The 15,611-nt window shown below is 65.9% G+C and carries 16 protein-coding genes; 7 read left to right on the forward strand and 9 right to left on the reverse strand.

Going from position 1 to position 15,611, the window contains the following annotated elements; translation table 11 throughout:
* Nucleotides 1–25: 25 nt before the first annotated feature.
* Genes hpnE through hpnC form a run of 3 tightly spaced genes read right to left on the reverse strand, consistent with a single transcriptional unit; the run spans nucleotide 26 to nucleotide 3,055 of the window.
* A complete protein-coding gene (gene hpnE, locus AC6LJY_RS23885; RefSeq protein ID WP_104144402.1) occupies nucleotides 26–1,348 on the reverse strand; it encodes a hydroxysqualene dehydroxylase HpnE in 1,323 nt (440 codons plus the stop codon).
* Entirely contained in the window at nucleotides 1,345–2,208 is an 864-nt protein-coding gene (gene hpnD / locus AC6LJY_RS23890) for a presqualene diphosphate synthase HpnD (RefSeq protein WP_046804735.1), read from the reverse strand. The genes hpnE and hpnD overlap by 4 nt, the downstream gene beginning before the upstream one ends.
* Before the next feature lie 16 nt (nucleotides 2,209–2,224).
* Complete coding sequence (gene hpnC, locus AC6LJY_RS23895; protein ID WP_104144403.1) at nucleotides 2,225–3,055, reverse strand: squalene synthase HpnC; 831 nt, start codon at nucleotides 3,053–3,055, stop codon at nucleotides 2,225–2,227.
* Nucleotides 3,056–3,205: 150 nt separating this feature from the next.
* On the opposite strand from hpnC, the gene alr reads away from it, so the two are divergent.
* Both alr and AC6LJY_RS23905 read left to right on the forward strand, forming a co-directional pair.
* On the forward strand, nucleotides 3,206–4,333 hold the full coding sequence (alr, locus tag AC6LJY_RS23900; protein WP_046804733.1) for an alanine racemase: 1,128 nt from the start codon (nucleotides 3,206–3,208) through the stop codon (nucleotides 4,331–4,333).
* A 161-nt stretch (nucleotides 4,334–4,494) separates the two neighbouring features.
* The gene (locus AC6LJY_RS23905; protein ID WP_046804732.1) at nucleotides 4,495–5,214 is read left to right on the forward strand and encodes an SDR family oxidoreductase; all 720 of its coding nucleotides are present in this window, start codon (nucleotides 4,495–4,497) and stop codon (nucleotides 5,212–5,214) included.
* Between the two features lie 78 nt (nucleotides 5,215–5,292).
* On the opposite strand, the gene hpaI is transcribed toward AC6LJY_RS23905, so the two are convergent.
* From hpaI to AC6LJY_RS23925, 4 genes are read right to left on the reverse strand one after another with little or no spacing between them, the layout of a single operon-like run.
* Complete coding sequence (hpaI, locus tag AC6LJY_RS23910; protein ID WP_046804731.1) at nucleotides 5,293–6,093, reverse strand: 4-hydroxy-2-oxoheptanedioate aldolase; 801 nt, start codon at nucleotides 6,091–6,093, stop codon at nucleotides 5,293–5,295.
* Between the two features lie 15 nt (nucleotides 6,094–6,108).
* Nucleotides 6,109–6,912 carry a 2-oxo-hept-4-ene-1,7-dioate hydratase gene (gene hpaH / locus AC6LJY_RS23915; protein ID WP_120156259.1) on the reverse strand — a complete coding sequence of 268 codons (804 nt, stop codon included), beginning with the start codon at nucleotides 6,910–6,912 and terminating at the stop codon, nucleotides 6,109–6,111.
* 18 nt (nucleotides 6,913–6,930) lie between these two features.
* Nucleotides 6,931–7,686 (reverse strand): fumarylacetoacetate hydrolase family protein, encoded by a 756-nt coding sequence (locus tag AC6LJY_RS23920; protein ID WP_498136912.1) that lies wholly within the window; start codon nucleotides 7,684–7,686, stop codon nucleotides 6,931–6,933.
* A 10-nt stretch (nucleotides 7,687–7,696) separates the two neighbouring features.
* Nucleotides 7,697–8,743: a fumarylacetoacetate hydrolase family protein gene (locus AC6LJY_RS23925; RefSeq protein WP_498136913.1), complete on the reverse strand. Its 1,047-nt coding sequence runs from the start codon at nucleotides 8,741–8,743 to the stop codon at nucleotides 7,697–7,699.
* A gap of 186 nt (nucleotides 8,744–8,929) precedes the next feature.
* On the opposite strand from AC6LJY_RS23925, the gene hpaE reads away from it, so the two are divergent.
* Both hpaE and hpaD read left to right on the forward strand, forming a co-directional pair.
* Nucleotides 8,930–10,396, forward strand: coding sequence for a 5-carboxymethyl-2-hydroxymuconate semialdehyde dehydrogenase (gene hpaE, locus AC6LJY_RS23930; RefSeq protein WP_498136914.1), 1,467 nt, complete (start codon nucleotides 8,930–8,932; stop codon nucleotides 10,394–10,396).
* A 22-nt stretch (nucleotides 10,397–10,418) separates the two neighbouring features.
* Entirely contained in the window at nucleotides 10,419–11,270 is an 852-nt protein-coding gene (hpaD, locus tag AC6LJY_RS23935) for a 3,4-dihydroxyphenylacetate 2,3-dioxygenase (RefSeq protein ID WP_104144407.1), read from the forward strand.
* A 27-nt stretch (nucleotides 11,271–11,297) separates the two neighbouring features.
* Here hpaD and hpaR read toward each other — a convergent pair whose 3' ends face one another.
* Both hpaR and AC6LJY_RS23945 read right to left on the reverse strand, forming a co-directional pair.
* Nucleotides 11,298–11,768 carry a homoprotocatechuate degradation operon regulator HpaR gene (gene hpaR, locus AC6LJY_RS23940; RefSeq protein ID WP_104144408.1) on the reverse strand — a complete coding sequence of 157 codons (471 nt, stop codon included), beginning with the start codon at nucleotides 11,766–11,768 and terminating at the stop codon, nucleotides 11,298–11,300.
* 141 nt (nucleotides 11,769–11,909) lie between these two features.
* Entirely contained in the window at nucleotides 11,910–12,539 is a 630-nt protein-coding gene (locus AC6LJY_RS23945; RefSeq protein WP_498136915.1) for a hypothetical protein, read from the reverse strand.
* 351 nt (nucleotides 12,540–12,890) lie between these two features.
* On the opposite strand from AC6LJY_RS23945, the gene radA reads away from it, so the two are divergent.
* The 3 genes from radA (at nucleotide 12,891) to AC6LJY_RS23960 (ending at nucleotide 15,577) form a co-directional block, all read left to right on the forward strand.
* Nucleotides 12,891–14,252, forward strand: coding sequence for a DNA repair protein RadA (radA, locus tag AC6LJY_RS23950; protein WP_046804723.1), 1,362 nt, complete (start codon nucleotides 12,891–12,893; stop codon nucleotides 14,250–14,252).
* 48 nt (nucleotides 14,253–14,300) lie between these two features.
* Nucleotides 14,301–15,140, forward strand: coding sequence for a sulfite exporter TauE/SafE family protein (locus AC6LJY_RS23955; RefSeq protein WP_498136916.1), 840 nt, complete (start codon nucleotides 14,301–14,303; stop codon nucleotides 15,138–15,140).
* Nucleotides 15,141–15,340: 200 nt separating this feature from the next.
* Nucleotides 15,341–15,577: a hypothetical protein gene (locus AC6LJY_RS23960; RefSeq protein ID WP_046804722.1), complete on the forward strand. Its 237-nt coding sequence runs from the start codon at nucleotides 15,341–15,343 to the stop codon at nucleotides 15,575–15,577.
* The last annotated feature ends 34 nt before the right edge of the window (nucleotides 15,578–15,611 follow it).

The following is a 15,611-nucleotide window of genomic DNA, read 5'->3' on the forward strand; positions in this document are numbered from 1 at the left end:
GGCTTGCGCCCGCCGCGTTCACGCGTTAATCGGCGCGGGGGTTCAACACGCGAGCGGCTTGCAGGCCGCTTCGCACCGCGCCTTCCAGCACGCCGGGGTAGCCGGTATCGGTCCAGTCGCCCGCCAGGGCCAGCGTGCGCCATGGGGTGGTGTTCAGCGGGCGCGTCACGCCCGGCACCGCCGCGAAAGTGGCGCGCTTTTCAATGAGCAGTTCGGCCGCCGTCACTTCCGGCATGGCGGGCAAACGCGCGGGATGGCGCGCCGCCTGTTCGGCCACCTGGTCGATCAGCGCTTCGATCACCTGGCGCCGGTTGCGTTCGGCGATGCTGGTGGCCGCGCTGGCCACCACGGCAAATTCGCCCGCCTTGGCGTCACCCGCCAATTGCGCACGGTCAAAAACCCATTGCCCCACATGCCCGCGCGCGGCTTCCTCGCGCAGCATCATCATGGGTTCGGGCAGCCGCCAGGGTTCGGCCAGCCGCACGTTCAGGGTGGCGATGGGCAGGTAGTCAAAGGCCTTCAGCGCTTCCAGCAGGCCCGTCGCGCCGGCCTGGCGCAAGGGCGCGTCCAGCAAGCGAGCCGCGTACGTCGGGGGCACGGCCAGCACGGCGGCGTCAAAGCGTTCCTGGTTGACCACAATGCCGTCGTCCGACGGATGCAGCTGGCGCACCGTGTTGCCGTAGCGCATGGTGACCTGGCGCGCCGCGGCGTCGGGCCACAGCGCCGACAGGTCGGTGCAGGGCAGCAGCAGATCGCTGTCTTCGCGCGTGCCTGCCAGGCTGTCGCGCAACACGCGCGCAAACAGTGTGGCGCTGGCGGTGGCGCATGGGGTGTTCAGCGCCGCCAGGCACAGCGGTTCCCAAAGCTGCCGGATCAGCGCATCGGACTGCGCGTGATAGTGCAGCAGATGCAGCACCGTCCAGTCGCGCGGCGGAGACCAGGACATGGCTTTCAAACCGCGCATCAGCCGCAGCGACGCATAGCGTTCCGCCCAGCTCAGGCCGCGCGCAAACAGCAAGGCGGCGGCCATGTGCAAGGGCGCGGGCAGCCGGGGAGCGGACAGGCGAAAGCGCCCGTCCAGGCTGGCCAGCCGCAGCGGCCGGCGCATCAGCAGCGCATCGGGGTTGCGGCCCACGCGGCGCATCAGCGCCAGCGTATGCCGGTAGGCGCCCGACAAAATGTGCTGGCCGTTGTCCAGCGGCGCTTCAAACGATTCATGGAAGACGCGGCGCGCGCGGCCGCCGGGCGTGTGGCCGGCTTCAAACACCGTGACCTTGGCGCCGGCTTCGCGCAGCGCGATGCTGGCCGCCAAGCCGGCCCAGCCCGCGCCGATTACCGCCGCCTTCACCGCGCCAGCCGGCGGACCAGTCCGCGTCCGCCGCCCACCCACGTTTTCCAGGCCAGCCACAGCTTGCGCAGCGGCGTGAGCGAGATGCGCTGGTGCAGCACCTGCCAGTTGTCGCGCTCGATTTCATCAAGCAGCGCGTAGTAGATGGCCGCCATCATCAAGCCCGGCCGCTGCGAACGGCGGTCGACCTCGGGCAGGTTGCTCATGGCTTCGCGATAGAGTTCGCGGGCGCGATCGGCCTGGAACTTCATCAGCGCGCTGAAGCGCTCGGAGTATTCGCCATTCAGGATGTCCGAGGCCTTGACCTCGAATTGCTGCATGTCGTTGACCGGGATGTAGATGCGGCCCCGGCGCGCGTCGTCGCCGACGTCGCGGATGATGTTCGTCATCTGGAACGCCAGGCCCAGCTTTTCGGCATAGACCAGCGTCTTGGGATCGCTATAGCCGAACACGCCGGCGGACAATTCGCCCACCACGCCGGCCGCGTGCCAGCAGTATTTGCGCAGGCCGGGCCAGTCCAGGTAGCGCGTCTGGTCCAGGTCCATTTCCATGCCGTCCACCACGGCCAGCAAGCGTTCGCGGGTGATGGAACAGGTTTGCAGGTGCGGTTGCAGCGCGCGCGTCACGGGGTGATCGGGCTTGCCGTCGAACATCTGGTCGACCTGCGTGCGCCACCAGGCCAGCTTGATGCGGGCCAGCGACGGGTCGGTGCATTCGTCGACCACGTCGTCCACTTCGCGGCAGTAGGCGTAAAGCGCCGTGATCGCGCGGCGGCGTTCGGGCGGCAGGAACAGGAATGAGTAGTAGAAGCTGGAACCGCTTTTGGCGGCTTTCTCCTGGCAATATTCGTCAGGGGTCATAGATAGGCAGGGCCTGTTACTTGATAGAGCGCCACAGCATGATGGCCCAGTCTTTGGCGCCCAATTCGGGGCGGTTCATGAATACATCGTAGCCGCTCGCCTCGATACGCTCCAGCACGCGCAGCCCGCCTTGCACCACCAGGCGCAGCTCCAGGCCGATGCGGCCGGGCAGGCGGCGCGCCAGCGGAGCGCCGAAGTGTAGCAGTGCACGCGTGCGTTCGACCTCGAAGGCCATCAGCTCGCGCCATTGCGGGGTCAGCCGGCACGCCGCCAGGTCTTCTTCGGTAATGCCATGGCGGCGCAGGTCTTCTTGCGGCAGGTACACGCGCTGCTTGTGCCAATCGACCCGCACGTCCTGCCAAAAGTTCACCAGCTGCAAGCCGGTGCAGATGGCGTCGCTTTCGGCCACGTCCTGGGGGCTGCACGCGTCGAACAGATGCAGCATCAGGCGGCCCACCGGGTTGGCCGAGCGCGTGCAGTAGTCGGCAAGGGTGGCGTAGTCTTCGTAGCGCTTGACGGTGATGTCCTGCTCGAATGCGGACAGCAGGTCGTAGAACGGCGTGATGGGCAGTTGATGGCGCGCGATGGTCTGGGCCAGCGGCGTAAAGATGTCGGCCAGCGGCGGCAAGCCCGGCGCGGGCGTCACGCCCGGTTCGGCGCCGATGCGGTGCAGTTCGGTGCGGAAAGCCGCCAGTTGCGCCAGCCGTTCTTCGTCGGACGCGCTACCTTCATCGGCAATATCGTCCGCGGCGCGGGCAAACCGGTAGATATCGGTCACGGCGCCGCGCAGCCTGCGCGGCAACAGCAGCGAGGCGACGGGAAAGTTCTCGTAGTGATCGATGGACATGGATAGCGGTACAGAGGGCGGTCCCGGGACGGGATCGCACCATTTTAGAGTAGTCGCCTTTGGGGGCGCGATGCCATCAGAGATGTCATTGCAGATGCCCTCCCTCCGGGCGGCGATCAGTTAGACTTAAGCGCCACAGGATCCCACACCATGCCGCGCCCCATATCCGCCACCGTCTCCGTCTCCGCGCTTGCGCACAATCTTGCCACCGTGCGCCACCATCTTGAACAGACCGCCGCCGCCGCGGGCGGGTTGCCGCCGTCCATCTGGGCAGTCATCAAGGCCAATGCCTACGGCCATGGCATCGAGCAGGCAGTGACGGGGTTTTCCAAGGCGCAGGGCCTGGCCATGCTGGACCTGGACGAGGCCGTGCGCTGCCGCGAGGCCGGTTGGGGCGGCCCGATCCTGCTGCTGGAAGGGTTCTTCAAACCCGCCGATCTGGATCTGGTCGACCGCTATCACCTGAGCACCACGGTACACAATCGCGAGCAGCTGGACATGCTGTCGCGCGCCCGTTTCACCCGGCGCGTGGATGTCATGCTCAAGCTCAACAGCGGCATGAACCGCCTGGGTTTTAGCCCGGCTTCCTACCCCGCTGCCCATGAACGCGCCATGTTGCTACAGCAGCAGGGCACGCTGGGGTCGGTGGGCAAGATGACGCACTTTGCCTGCGCCGACGGCCCTCAGGGTGTGAGCGAGCAGCTGGCCCTGTTTAATTCGGTGACGCATAAGATGCCCGGCACCATCAGCGTCTGCAACTCGGCCGCCACGCTGCGCTTTGCCGACATCGCCGTCAGCTCGCCCACGCAGACCCATTGGGTGCGCCCGGGCATCTGCCTGTACGGCGCGTCGCCGTTCGCGGATGCCGAAGCCGCGTCCTTCGGCCTGAAGCCGGCCATGACGCTGGCCTCTGAAATCATCGCCGTGCAGGAACTGAAGGCGGGCGATTCCGTGGGCTACGGTGCGATTTTCCGCGCCGAACGCGCCATGCGGATCGGCATCGTCGCCTGCGGCTACGCCGACGGCTACCCGCGCCACGCCACCACCGGCACGCCCGTGGTCGTGGCGGGCATCCGTACGCAATTGGTCGGCCGCGTGTCGATGGACATGCTGATCGTCGACCTGGACCCGATTCCCGCCGCCGGTGTCGGCGCGCCCGTCGTGTTGTGGGGCGAAGACGGCCCCTCGGTGGACGAAGTGGCACAGGCCGCCGGCACCATCGGCTACGAATTGCTGTGCGCCCTGGCGCCACGCGTGCCGGTCAGCCGCGACGCCTGAGCGTATCGCCGCCCGACCTGGCCGATTTTGGCCGGGTGTCCGGTGGGCAGAAATTGCTACGCAATTTACAAGACAGCCATCCCCGGATGGTGTCTACTTGGAACACCGGGCGCCCACGCGCCCGTTTTTGACCCAGCAATCTGACGACGAGGTTTCAATCCATGAAGGACAAATGTGTGCTCATTACGGGCGCCACCAAGGGCATAGGCTGGGCGCTGACGCAGCGTCTGTCCGACATGGGCTGTCATGTGGTCGGCATTGCGCGCAACACCACCGACGTGGACTTTCCCGGCTATCTGTATGCCTGTGACCTGGCTGACGCCGGCCGCACCGAGGAAGTGCTGCGCGAAATCCGCGAGAAGTTTCCCGTGGACGCCGTGGTCAACAACGTGGGCATTGCGTCGCCGCAACCCTTGGGCGAAATCGACCTGGCCACGTTGTACAACGTGCTGGACCTGAATGTGCGCGTGGCGGTGCAGGTCACCCAGGCGTTCATCGAATCCATGAAGGTGCGCCGCGCCGGCCGCATCGTCAACGTGGTCAGCCGCGCCATCCATGGCGGGTTGGACCGTACGGCGTACTCGGCCGCCAAGAGCGCACTGGTGGGCTGCACCCGCACGTGGGCCCTTGAACTGGCCGAATACGGCGTGACCGCCAACGCGGTCGCGCCCGGCCCGATTGAAACGGAAATGTTCCGCGCCACCCGCCCGGCAGGTAGCGATGGCGAAAAGCGCGCGCTGGCCTCCGTGCCCATGAAGCGCCTGGGCACGCCGGCCGAAGTGGCGGCCGCCATTGCCTTCCTGCTGTCGGACGACGCGGGGTTCATTACCGGCCAGGTGCTGGGCGTGGACGGCGGCGGCAGCGTGGCCGGCCGATCCTGATCACGGTCAGGCCCAAACAAAAAGCGCACCGGAATTAGTCGGTGCGCTTTTTTTCTGCCCGTTTGATGCGTCGCGGATTCAGTAGGGGCCTTTGCCCGCCGCCACCGGCCGCACGTCCTTGAATTCGCCGGCCAGGTTTTCCGCCGCGCGCGCCAGCAACACGGCATCCACGCCGACTGCCACGAAGGTCGCGCCCAACGACAGGTAGTGCTTGGCCTGCGCCACGCCGCTGTGCAGGATGCCCGCGGCCTTGCCAGACCGCACGATGCGCGCAATGGCCTGGTCGATGGTTGCCAGCACCTCGGGGTGATCCGGCTGCCCCAAAAAGCCCATGCCCGCGGACAAATCGGCCGGGCCGATGAACGCCCCGTCCACGCCATCCACCGCCAGGATGTCGTCCAGCGCGTCGATGCCAGCCGGCGTTTCAATCTGCACCAGCACGCACATCTGGTCGTTGGCGCGTTCCAGGTAGTTGGGGATGCGATTCCAGCGCGACGAACGCGCCAGCGCGCTGCCCACTCCCCGGATGCCGGCCGGCGGATAGCGCACCGCCGCTACGGCCGCGCGCGCTTCGTCGGCGGACTGGATCATCGGCACCAGCAAGGTCTGCGCGCCGGTGTCCAGGATCTGCTTGATCTGCACCGGGTCGTTCCACGCCGGGCGCACCACGGGCGCCACCGGATAGGCGGCCACGGATTGCAATTGCGACAAGGTGGTCTGCAAGGTGTTCGGCGCATGTTCGCCGTCGATCAGCAGCCAGTCGAAGCCGGCCCCCGCAATGATTTCAGATGTGTAGGCGCTGGCCAGGCCGGCCCACAGGCCGATCTGGGGTTGGCGGTCGCGCAAGGCTTGCTTGAAGGTATTGGTCAGGATGTCCATGGACGGCGTGCCGTGTTAGTTGAAATGACAGTTGACGGAACCCAGCGCCCCGTAATCGACGTGGAAGGTGTCGCCCGGCCGGGCGGCAACGGGGCGGGTGAAGGAACCCGACAGAATGATCTCGCCCGCTTCAAGCGCCACGTCGTGGGCGGCCAGCTTGTTAGCCAGCCATACTACGCCATTGGCCGGGTGATTCAAGACGCCCGCCGCCACGCCGGTTTCTTCAATCACGGCGTTGCGCGACAAAATCGCGCCGACCCAGCGCAGGTCGAAATCGCCCATCTTTATAGGCCGCCCGCCCATCACCACGCCTGCGTTCGCCGCGTTGTCGGCGATGGTGTCGAATACCTTGCGCGGCCGCTTGGTATCGGGGTCGATGCCGTGCGAGCGCGCGTCGATGATCTCCAGCGCGGGGATCACGTAGTCCACCGCGTCATACACCTGGAACAGCGTCACGTGCGGGCCTTGCAGCCGCTTGCCCAGCACGAAGGCCAGCTCGACTTCCAGACGCGGCAGGATGAAGCGGCCGGCGGGAATGGTGCCGCCGTCCTCGAAGAACATGTCGTCCAGCAGCATGCCGAAATCGGGCTCGTCGATCTGCGATGACTGCTGCATCGCGCGGGACGTGAGACCGATCTTGTGACCGCGCCGGGTGCGGCCTTCGGCCAGCTTGATGTCCATCCAGGCGCGCTGGACGGCGTAGGCGTCGGCGATATCGATGTCGGGATGGTCCAGCGAAATCTGGCGGATCTGCGTCCGCGTGCGTTCTGCTTCATGCAGGCGCGCGGCGATGCTGCGTACGGTTTGGGTGTCTAGCATGGAAGGTCCGGATTAGGGTTAAGACGGGAAGGGCGCCAGCGTGTTGACCAGCCTTCCGACGCCTTCGATTTCCGTCACGACCACGTCGCCGGGCATGACGTTGACGATGCCGTCCGGCGTGCCGGTCAGGATCAGGTCGCCCGGGGACAAGGTCATGAAACTGCTGAAATATTCAATCAGCGCGGGCACGTCGAACACCATGTCGCGCGTGTTGCCAAGCTGGGTCTGAACGCCGTTGACCGTGGTGCGCAGCGTCAGGTTCATGGGGTCGGGCACATCGTCGCGGTCCACCAGCCAGGGGCCCAGCGGCGTGCAGGTATCGCGGTTTTTCACGCGCAGGTTGGGGCGATACCAATTTTCAAGGTAGTCGCGCAGCGCATAGTCATTGGCCACCGTGTAGCCCGCGACATAGTCGTAGGCCTGCTCGCGCGTGACGTTGCGCGCCGTCTTGCCGATGACCACGGCCAGCTCGCACTCGTAGTGCATGAATGCCACGTCGGCCGGGCGCAGCGTGTGCGCGCGATGGCCCACGAACGTATTGGCGGCTTTCAGAAAACCCAGCGGCTCGTCGGGCGCCTTGAACGCCAGTTCCTTGGCGTGATCCGCGTAATTGATGGCCAGCGTGAAGGTGGTGCGCGGTTCGATGGGTGGCAACCATGTCACCGCGCCTTCGGCCAGGACGCGCCCGTCCGGCAGCCGTACGCTGCCCGGCGCGCCGTCGGCTTCGGTAACGGAGTGGATGACGCCCTCGTAAGCGATGCGTGCGTGTTTCATGGTGATGTCCTCAGGTTGCGGCCAACGTGTTGCCCAGCGTGCCGACCTGCGCGATGCGGATGTCATAGCGTTGCCCGGCGCGCACGCGTGGCGCATCGTGCGGCGTACCCACCAGCAGGATGTCGCCGGCGTCAAAGCTCATGAACTCGGTCACGTCGGCGATCAGGCGCGCAACGGGGCGGAACAGGTCGGCGGTGCTGGCGCGCTGCCTGACAACGCCGTCCACCAGCACTTCGATGTCCAACGCATCCGGATTGATTGCCGGCGATACCGACGCCAGCGTGTCGCCGATGGGGCAGAACCCATCGCGGCACTGTTGCTTAAGGGCGGGCCGGAAATAGCTGTCGTGCGGCACGCAAAGGTCCGCCACCACGCGATAGCCCGCCACGTAGTCCAGCGCATCCGCCTGGCTGACGCGGCTGGCGCGGCGCGCGAACACCACGCCCAGGCAGGCGCCTACCTGCACCTCTTGCGCATCGGCGGGCAGCGTGATGGTGTCGCCGTCGCGCGCATAGGTGTTGGCGGGCTTGATGTACAGCACGGGTGCGCGCGGGGCGGCCTTGTAGGGCGGCGCGTTGACGGCGTCGCCCAATGCGTCAAGCGACTGGCGCGTGTTGAGCGCCACACCGACCACGGTGCGCGGCGGCTGCGCCAAGGCCGCGCTGGCCGCCGCCGCGCGTTGCGCAAGATAGTGGCGGTAGTTGTTGTGCTTGTAGTTCAGCACCGGGTCCGCTTCTTCGATCTGCATCGAAATGCCCAACGGCCGCATGGCCAGGTGCGGCGCCAGCGCGGTGTTCAGCGCCAGGAACACCTGCTCGCCCAACGCGGCCTTTTGCGCGTCGGTGCGGCCGTGGCCGATGCGCAGCACCACGTGCACGAACGCGTTGTCGGGGTGGCCGTCCACGATCAGGCAGTCGTCCACACGCAGTGCCCGGGTGCGCGCGCCTGCCAGCGGAAACAAGCTGCCGTCGCCGACGGCGGCGCCTTGCACCGCGCGCATCAGCGCACGGGTATCCAGGGCAAGGTTGCCTGAATACTCGATCCAGATATGGGGCATGGTGTCTCCGCCAAAATAGTTAGCATGTTAATTAGAATAGCGGGAAAGCGGATCGACGGCAATGCGCCAGACGCGCGATGCGACCCGGGAATCCCGCCGTTGACAGCGCCATCCCGGCAGCATAAAGTTAACGTGTTAATTAAATGGGGCGACGCATTGCGCCGCGATAAGAACGAGGAGCCGCACGTGAGCATCAAGCATTGGATCAACGGCCAGCAGGTCGATAGCGCTGACCGCTTCGTCACCTACAACCCCGCCACGGGCGAGGCCATTGCCGAAGTGGCGGCGGGCGGGAAGAAAGAAATCGACGCGGCCGTGGCGGCGGCGGCGGACGCGTTTCCCAAGTGGGCTAACACGCCCGCCAAGGAGCGCGCGCGGTTGATGCGCCGCCTGGGCGAACTTATCGACGCCAACGTGCCGCATCTGGCCGAACTGGAAACCCAGGACACGGGCCTGCCCATTTCGCAAACGCGCAAACAGCTGATTCCGCGCGCGTCCGAGAACTTCAATTTCTTTGCCGAAGTCTGCACCCGCATGAACGGCCACACCTATCCGGTGGACGATCAAATGCTGAACTACACGCTGTATCAGCCGGTGGGCGTGTGCGCGCTGGTGTCACCGTGGAACGTGCCCTTCATGACGGCCACCTGGAAGACGGCGCCGTGCCTGGCGCTGGGCAATACCGCCGTGCTGAAGATGTCTGAATTGTCCCCGCTGACCGCCGACCAATTGGGCCGGCTGGCGCTTGAAGCCGGCATTCCCGCCGGCGTGCTGAACGTGGTGCAGGGCTATGGCGCGGACGCGGGCGATGCGCTGGTGCGGCACCCGGGCGTGCGCGCCATCTCGTTCACAGGCGGCACGGTCACCGGCAAGAAAATCATGGCCAGCGCGGGCGGCATCAAGAAATATTCGATGGAGCTGGGCGGCAAATCGCCCGTGCTGATTTTTGACGACGCCGACGTCGACCGCGCGCTGGACGCGGCGCTGTTCACGATTTTTTCGCTGAACGGCGAACGCTGCACCGCGGGCTCGCGCATCTTCGTGCAGCAATCCATCTACGACGATTTCGTGCGAAAGTTCGCCGCGCGCGCCCAGCGCCTGGTGGTCGGCGACCCGGCTGATGAGGCCACCCACGTGGGCGCGATGATCACGCGTCAGCATTGGGAAAAGGTCACCGGCTACATTCAACTGGCCGAACAGGAAGGGGCGCGTATCCTGGCGGGCGGCGCGGGCAAGCCGGAAGGGTTGCCCGCCCATCTGGCGGGCGGCAATTTCGTGCGGCCCACGGTGCTGGCCGACGTGGACAACCGCATGCGTTGCGCGCAGGAAGAAATTTTCGGGCCGGTCGCCTGCCTGATCCCGTTCAAGGACGAAGCCCACGGGCTGGCGCTGGCCAACGATGTCAAATACGGCCTGGCCTCGTACATCTGGACGAGCGACATCGGCCGCGCGCACCGCTTGGCGCGCGGCATCGAAGCAGGCATGGTGTTCATCAACAGCCAAAACGTACGCGATCTGCGCCAGCCGTTCGGCGGCACCAAGGAATCCGGCACGGGACGCGAAGGCGGGGAATACAGCTACGAGGTGTTCGCCGAAATCAAGAACGTGTGCGTGTCGATGGGCAGCCACCACATCCCCAGATGGGGCGTGTGAATGCAACAAGGAGACAACCATCATGGGTAAGCTTGCACTGGCCGCCAAGGTGACCCACGTGCCGTCGATGTACTTGTCGGAGCTTCCCGGCAAGCATCACGGTTGCCGCGAAGCCGCCATCGAGGGCCACCGCATCATTGGCCAACGCTGCCGCGAGCTGGACGTGGACACGATCGTGGTGCTGGACGTGCATTGGCTGGTGAACGCGGGGTATCACGTCAACGCCAACCGCGCCTTCAAGGGCTGCTACACCAGCAACGAACTGCCGCATTTCATCAAGGACATGCACTACGCGTACGACGGCAACCCCGACCTGGGTCGCCGCATCGCCGAAAGCGCCAACGCGGCGGGCGTGGGCACGCGCAGCCACGAAATCGACAGCCTGGAACTGGAATACGGCACGCTGGTGCCCATGCGCTACATGAACGCCGATGGCCGCTTCAAGGTGGTGTCGGTAGCGGCATGGTGCGCCTGGCACAGCCTGGACGAAAGCCGGCGCTTTGGCGCGGCGTTGGGCCAGGCCATCCAGGCCAGCGACAGCCGCGTTGCCGTGCTGGCCAGCGGGTCGTTGTCGCATCGCTTTAACGACAACAACAGTCCCGAAGCCGCGATGCACCAGATCAGCCGCGAATTTTTCAAGCAGGTGGACTTGCGCGTCGTCGATCTTTGGCGCCAGGGCGACTGGAAGACGTTTTGCGCCATGCTGCCCGAATACGCCGATTTGTGCGTGGGCGAGGGCGGCATGCACGACACCGCCATGCTGCTGGGCCTGCTGGGGTGGGACGGCTACGACAGGCCGGTGGAAATCGTCACCGACTACTTCACCAGTTCGGGCACGGGGCAGATCAACGCGATCTTTCCGGTGCCGGACTAAGTTTCGGCAGGTGGCGGGCCGATGCTGCTACGCGTCGGCCGTTTCCTTGGCGTCGGCCGGGGGCGGGTCACGGCGTATCAGCTCGACCATTGTGTCCACGTCCTGATACAGGCGGTCGAGCAATTCCTTGCCGATCTTGGCCTCGATTTCCTGATACTTCGCGTCCACCTGCGGGCGCATGCGGTCGATCAGTTTGTGGCTTTTGGGCGTCAGGGATATTTCCTGGCGACGCTGGTCCGCGCTGGAGCGGGCGCGCTTGATCAGGCCCTGTTCTTCCATGCCGGCCAGCATCCGCGTCAGGCTGGGGCTGAGAATCTGGCAACTGCGCGCAATCTGGTTGGGCTCCATCGCGCCCGTTTCGCTAAGGGTGCGCAACACCCGCCATTGTTGTTCGGTGACGCCGGCCGCGTGCAGCACGGGGCGGAAATGCGCCATCAGGGTTTCGCGCGCGTATAGCAGCAGGTGGGGAAGATTGCGGTGGTGGAAGCTGGGACTCATGGCGGCTATGTTAGCAAGAAGCCGCCCATTTTTTGACCACAAATTTTGATGCGTCATGCGCGCAACACCGCCGCCGGCGGCGCCTGATGGGCGCGGCGGCGGCGGTGCGGGCAAGCAGTGCGGCGGCGCTATGTCCTGCCGTCAGGCGGGGTTCTGCTGCGCCAATTCCTGCAAGTCGTCGGGCAAGGCCAGGTCGGGCGCGCCTTGTTGCAGTTCGTGCAACGCCTGCACGGCATCGGCTTGCTGGTCGTCTTGCACCAACTGCCGGATGTGCGCCACGCGGGCTTCGATATCGGCTTCGCTGAACGCCACGACCTCGGTGGCGGTGGCGTCGCCTTCCTGTGCAACGCCCGCGGGGGCGGCTTGCGGTTGCGGTTCGGCGGTGGCTGCCGGTAGCGGCGGGACAGCGGCAGGTTCGTTTTGGGGGGCAGAGACGCGTTGGGCCACGGTGGCCGACTTGCCCGACAACGCGTCCGTCAATGCAATGGGGGCGGGGTTGCGTTCGGTGCTGCTGTCATGGGAAGCGGTCAGCGGCGAATTCTGCTCGTGCATGTCCGCGGCTTCGCGCATGTCCGTCCAAGCGAACAAGCCGGCGACCATGGCGGCGCAGGCGGCGGCTGCCCAGCCGGGGTGCCAGCTGTGGCCAGGGTGCCAGGCACGACGTACCGCCGCGTCCAGTTCGGGACTGCTGCCGGGTCCGGGCTTGCGGTACAGGGCGCGCAGATCCCGTTCATCGTCTTCGTCGAAGGGGGGCCGATAGGTAATGCTCATGCGCGTACTCCTCGCGGCGGCGTCTGGTGGCAAGACGCCTACGCGTTTGACCTTGCTGGGCGCCGCGCCGGTGGTCCGGCGGTCTCGTCGTGGCTAGGGTCGTGTTCCGGTTTATGCGGCCAGGGCCGCAGGGCGAATGCGCCGCGATTCCCGTTGCCGCGCCCTGAGGGGCGTTCGGCGCCGGGTATGCCGCCCTGGGCTGGGCGGTTCGACAATGCGCTGCACTGGACGATTATGCGCGATTTGCGCGATTCCGGGCGGGGTTTTCTTGCACGGCGGCGATGTTATTTTGGCCCGGCCCTGTTATTGAAAGCAGATTGAAATCTTGCGCTTGCCGGTACACTTTCGCGCATGGCCAAATCCCGAACCGTATATGTGTGCGCCGACTGCGGCGGCACCACCCCGAAGTGGCAGGGTAAATGCCCGCATTGCAACGCCTGGAACACGCTGGAAGAAACCGTCGAGTCCTCGACGCCCGCCGCCGCCGCGCACCGTTACGCGCCGCTGGCCTCTGCCAGCCCGGTGCGCAGCCTGTCTGAAATCGAAGCCCGCGAAACACCACGCCAGCCGACCGGGCTGGACGAATTCGACCGCGTCCTGGGCGGCGGCCTGGTCGCCGGCGCCGTGGTGCTGATCGGCGGCGATCCGGGGATCGGCAAATCCACGCTGTTGTTGCAGGCGCTGGCCTCGCTGTCCGAAACCACCAACGTGCTGTATGTGACGGGCGAGGAATCGGCCGAACAGGTCGCCTTGCGCGCACGCCGGCTGGACTTGCAGACGGGCAACGTGAACCTGCTGGCCGAGATCCGCCTGGAAGCGATCCAGGCCGCCGTGTCCGAACAGAAGCCTACCGTGGCCGTTATCGACTCCATCCAGACCCTGTACAGCGGCGAACTCAGCGCCGCGCCGGGGTCGGTGTCGCAGGTGCGCGAATGCGCGGCGCAATTGACGCGCCTGGCCAAGCAGACCGGCATCGCGATCGTCATGATCGGCCACGTCACCAAGGACGGCGCGCTGGCCGGCCCGCGCGTGCTGGAGCACATTGTGGACACCGTGCTGTATTTCGAAGGCGACACGCATTCCTCGTTCCGGCTGGTGCGCGCATTCAAGAACCGCTTTGGCGCCGTCAACGAGCTGGGCGTTTTTGCGATGACCGACCGTGGCCTGCGCGGCGTGGCCAACCCGTCCGCGCTGTTCCTGTCCCAGCACGAGCAGCAGGTGGCCGGTTCCTGCGTGATGGCCACGCAAGAGGGAACGCGCCCGCTGCTGGTTGAAATCCAGGCATTGGTCGACAGTTCGCATTCGCCCAATCCGCGCCGCCTGACGGTGGGCCTTGAAGGCAACCGGCTGGCCATGTTGCTGGCGGTGATGCACCGGCACGCGGGTGTCACCACGTTTGACCAGGACGTGTTCGTCAACGCCGTGGGCGGCGTGCGCATCACCGAACCGGCCGCCGACTTGCCGGTGCTGCTGGCCATCATGTCTTCGTTGCGCGACAAGCCCTTGCCGCGCGGCCTGATCGCGTTCGGCGAAGTTGGTCTGGCCGGCGAGATCCGTCCCGCGCCGCGCGGTCAGGAACGCCTGCGCGAAGCCGCCAAGTTGGGTTTTTCGATTGCGCTGATCCCCAAGGCCAACGCCCCGCGCCAACCCATTGAAGGGTTGGAGATCTGGGCGGTGGACCGGCTGGACGCCGCGTTGGACAAGTTGCGCTGACGCGCTGTTTTCCCCTTGCCGCGCAGGCAAGGGCTGTTGGAGCAAGACGTGAGTCTGTTAGTGATTGCCGCGTGCCTGGCCGCGGGTAGCCTGATTGGTTTCATGGGCGGCGTGCTGGGCATCGGGGGCGGGCTCATCGCCATTCCGGCGCTGGTGCTGTTGATGGGCATGTCGCAGCAGTTGGCGCAGGGCACCGCGCTGATCATGGTGCTGCCCGCCATCACCATGGCGGTGCGGAAATACAACCAGCAAACGCGCATCGACAAGCGCGTGGCTGCCGCCGGGGCGGCCGGCGCGGTGGTGTTCACCTGGGTGGGCGCGCGGCTGGCGCTGGGCATTGATTCCAGCGTGCTGCGTCGAAGCTTCGCCGTGTTCCTGTTCTTTATCGCGCTGTTCTCCGTCTGGCAGACCTGGCGTGCGGGCCGCCTTGCCGCGCGCCGTGCAGCAGGGCAAGCGCCGTCCAAAGCGCAGTCCGACCAGAAGCTGCACTCCAACCACAAGCCGCAGTCCGACCACAAGCGTGCACCGGTCTTCACCCCGCGCCGCGCCAGCGTGCTGGGCATGCTGTGCGGCACGTTGGGTGGCTTCTTCGGCGTGGGCGGTGCGGTGCTGGCCGTGCCCATCATCACCACGGTGTTCCGCTTGCCGCAGACGGTGGCGCAGGCCCTGGCGCTAAGCATGGTGATCCCCGGGTCGACCATCGCGCTGATCACGTATGCATGGGCCGGCCAGGCGGACTGGACGGTGGGCGTGCCCTTGGCCATCGGCAGCCTGCTGTTCGTGCCGGTCGGTGTGCGCCTGGCCTACAAGCTGCCTGAACGCAAGCTGAGAGTCTGCTTCGCATTGATGCTGTTCGCCACCGTGGCCTTGCTGGCGTTTGAGTCGTAGGCATAACCGTAGGCATAACTTCAAGCCATATCCTTAAGCCATATCCTCAAGCCATATTTCCAAGCGTTAGCAGCCGAAATTTTCTGGTTCCGCATTGAACCTTCGCAGCCGGTGAACTTCAAACGGAGTACGGGGTAAGCGGCGATGTTGCCGCCCCGTGTCGGTTAGGCTTCGGCCTTGCACATTCAGGAGTTCATGTAATGACGACTCACTCCCGTATCGCTGCGTTCTTATCCACCTCGGCCTTGTGCCTCGGTCTTGCTGCTGCGCCTTCGGCGTTCGCGGCGGGCGCCGATGCCACGACCAAGGCGGGTGATACCAAGACCCACGCGCAGCATAAGCATCACAAGTCTGACAAAACGTCCGCCAAACCGGCGGCCGCGAAATCAGGCGCATCAAAGATGGACCATTCCGGCGCCACGACGCCGGCGAAGTAGGCAGGGGGCTGAAAAGCCCGATGTAGTTCCTTTG

This window comes from Achromobacter sp. RT286_PF (assembly GCF_059760425.1).

Excerpts from the sequence above, each read along its gene's own strand:
- hpnD (WP_046804735.1), bottom strand. The coding sequence starts at position 2,208 with ATGACCCCTGACGAATATTGCCAGGAGAAAGCCGCCAAAAGCGGTTCC.
- hpnC (WP_104144403.1), bottom strand. The coding sequence starts at position 3,055 with ATGTCCATCGATCACTACGAGAACTTTCCCGTCGCCTCGCTGCTGTTG.
- alr (WP_046804733.1), top strand. The coding sequence starts at position 3,206 with ATGCCGCGCCCCATATCCGCCACCGTCTCCGTCTCCGCGCTTGCGCAC.
- AC6LJY_RS23905 (WP_046804732.1), top strand. The coding sequence starts at position 4,495 with ATGAAGGACAAATGTGTGCTCATTACGGGCGCCACCAAGGGCATAGGC.
- hpaI (WP_046804731.1), bottom strand. The coding sequence starts at position 6,093 with ATGGACATCCTGACCAATACCTTCAAGCAAGCCTTGCGCGACCGCCAA.
- hpaH (WP_120156259.1), bottom strand. The coding sequence starts at position 6,912 with ATGCTAGACACCCAAACCGTACGCAGCATCGCCGCGCGCCTGCATGAA.
- AC6LJY_RS23920 (WP_498136912.1), bottom strand. The coding sequence starts at position 7,686 with ATGAAACACGCACGCATCGCTTACGAGGGCGTCATCCACTCCGTTACC.
- AC6LJY_RS23925 (WP_498136913.1), bottom strand. The coding sequence starts at position 8,743 with ATGCCCCATATCTGGATCGAGTATTCAGGCAACCTTGCCCTGGATACC.
- hpaD (WP_104144407.1), top strand. The coding sequence starts at position 10,419 with ATGGGTAAGCTTGCACTGGCCGCCAAGGTGACCCACGTGCCGTCGATG.
- hpaR (WP_104144408.1), bottom strand. The coding sequence starts at position 11,768 with ATGAGTCCCAGCTTCCACCACCGCAATCTTCCCCACCTGCTGCTATAC.
- AC6LJY_RS23945 (WP_498136915.1), bottom strand. The coding sequence starts at position 12,539 with ATGAGCATTACCTATCGGCCCCCCTTCGACGAAGACGATGAACGGGAT.
- radA (WP_046804723.1), top strand. The coding sequence starts at position 12,891 with ATGGCCAAATCCCGAACCGTATATGTGTGCGCCGACTGCGGCGGCACC.
- AC6LJY_RS23960 (WP_046804722.1), top strand. The coding sequence starts at position 15,341 with ATGACGACTCACTCCCGTATCGCTGCGTTCTTATCCACCTCGGCCTTG.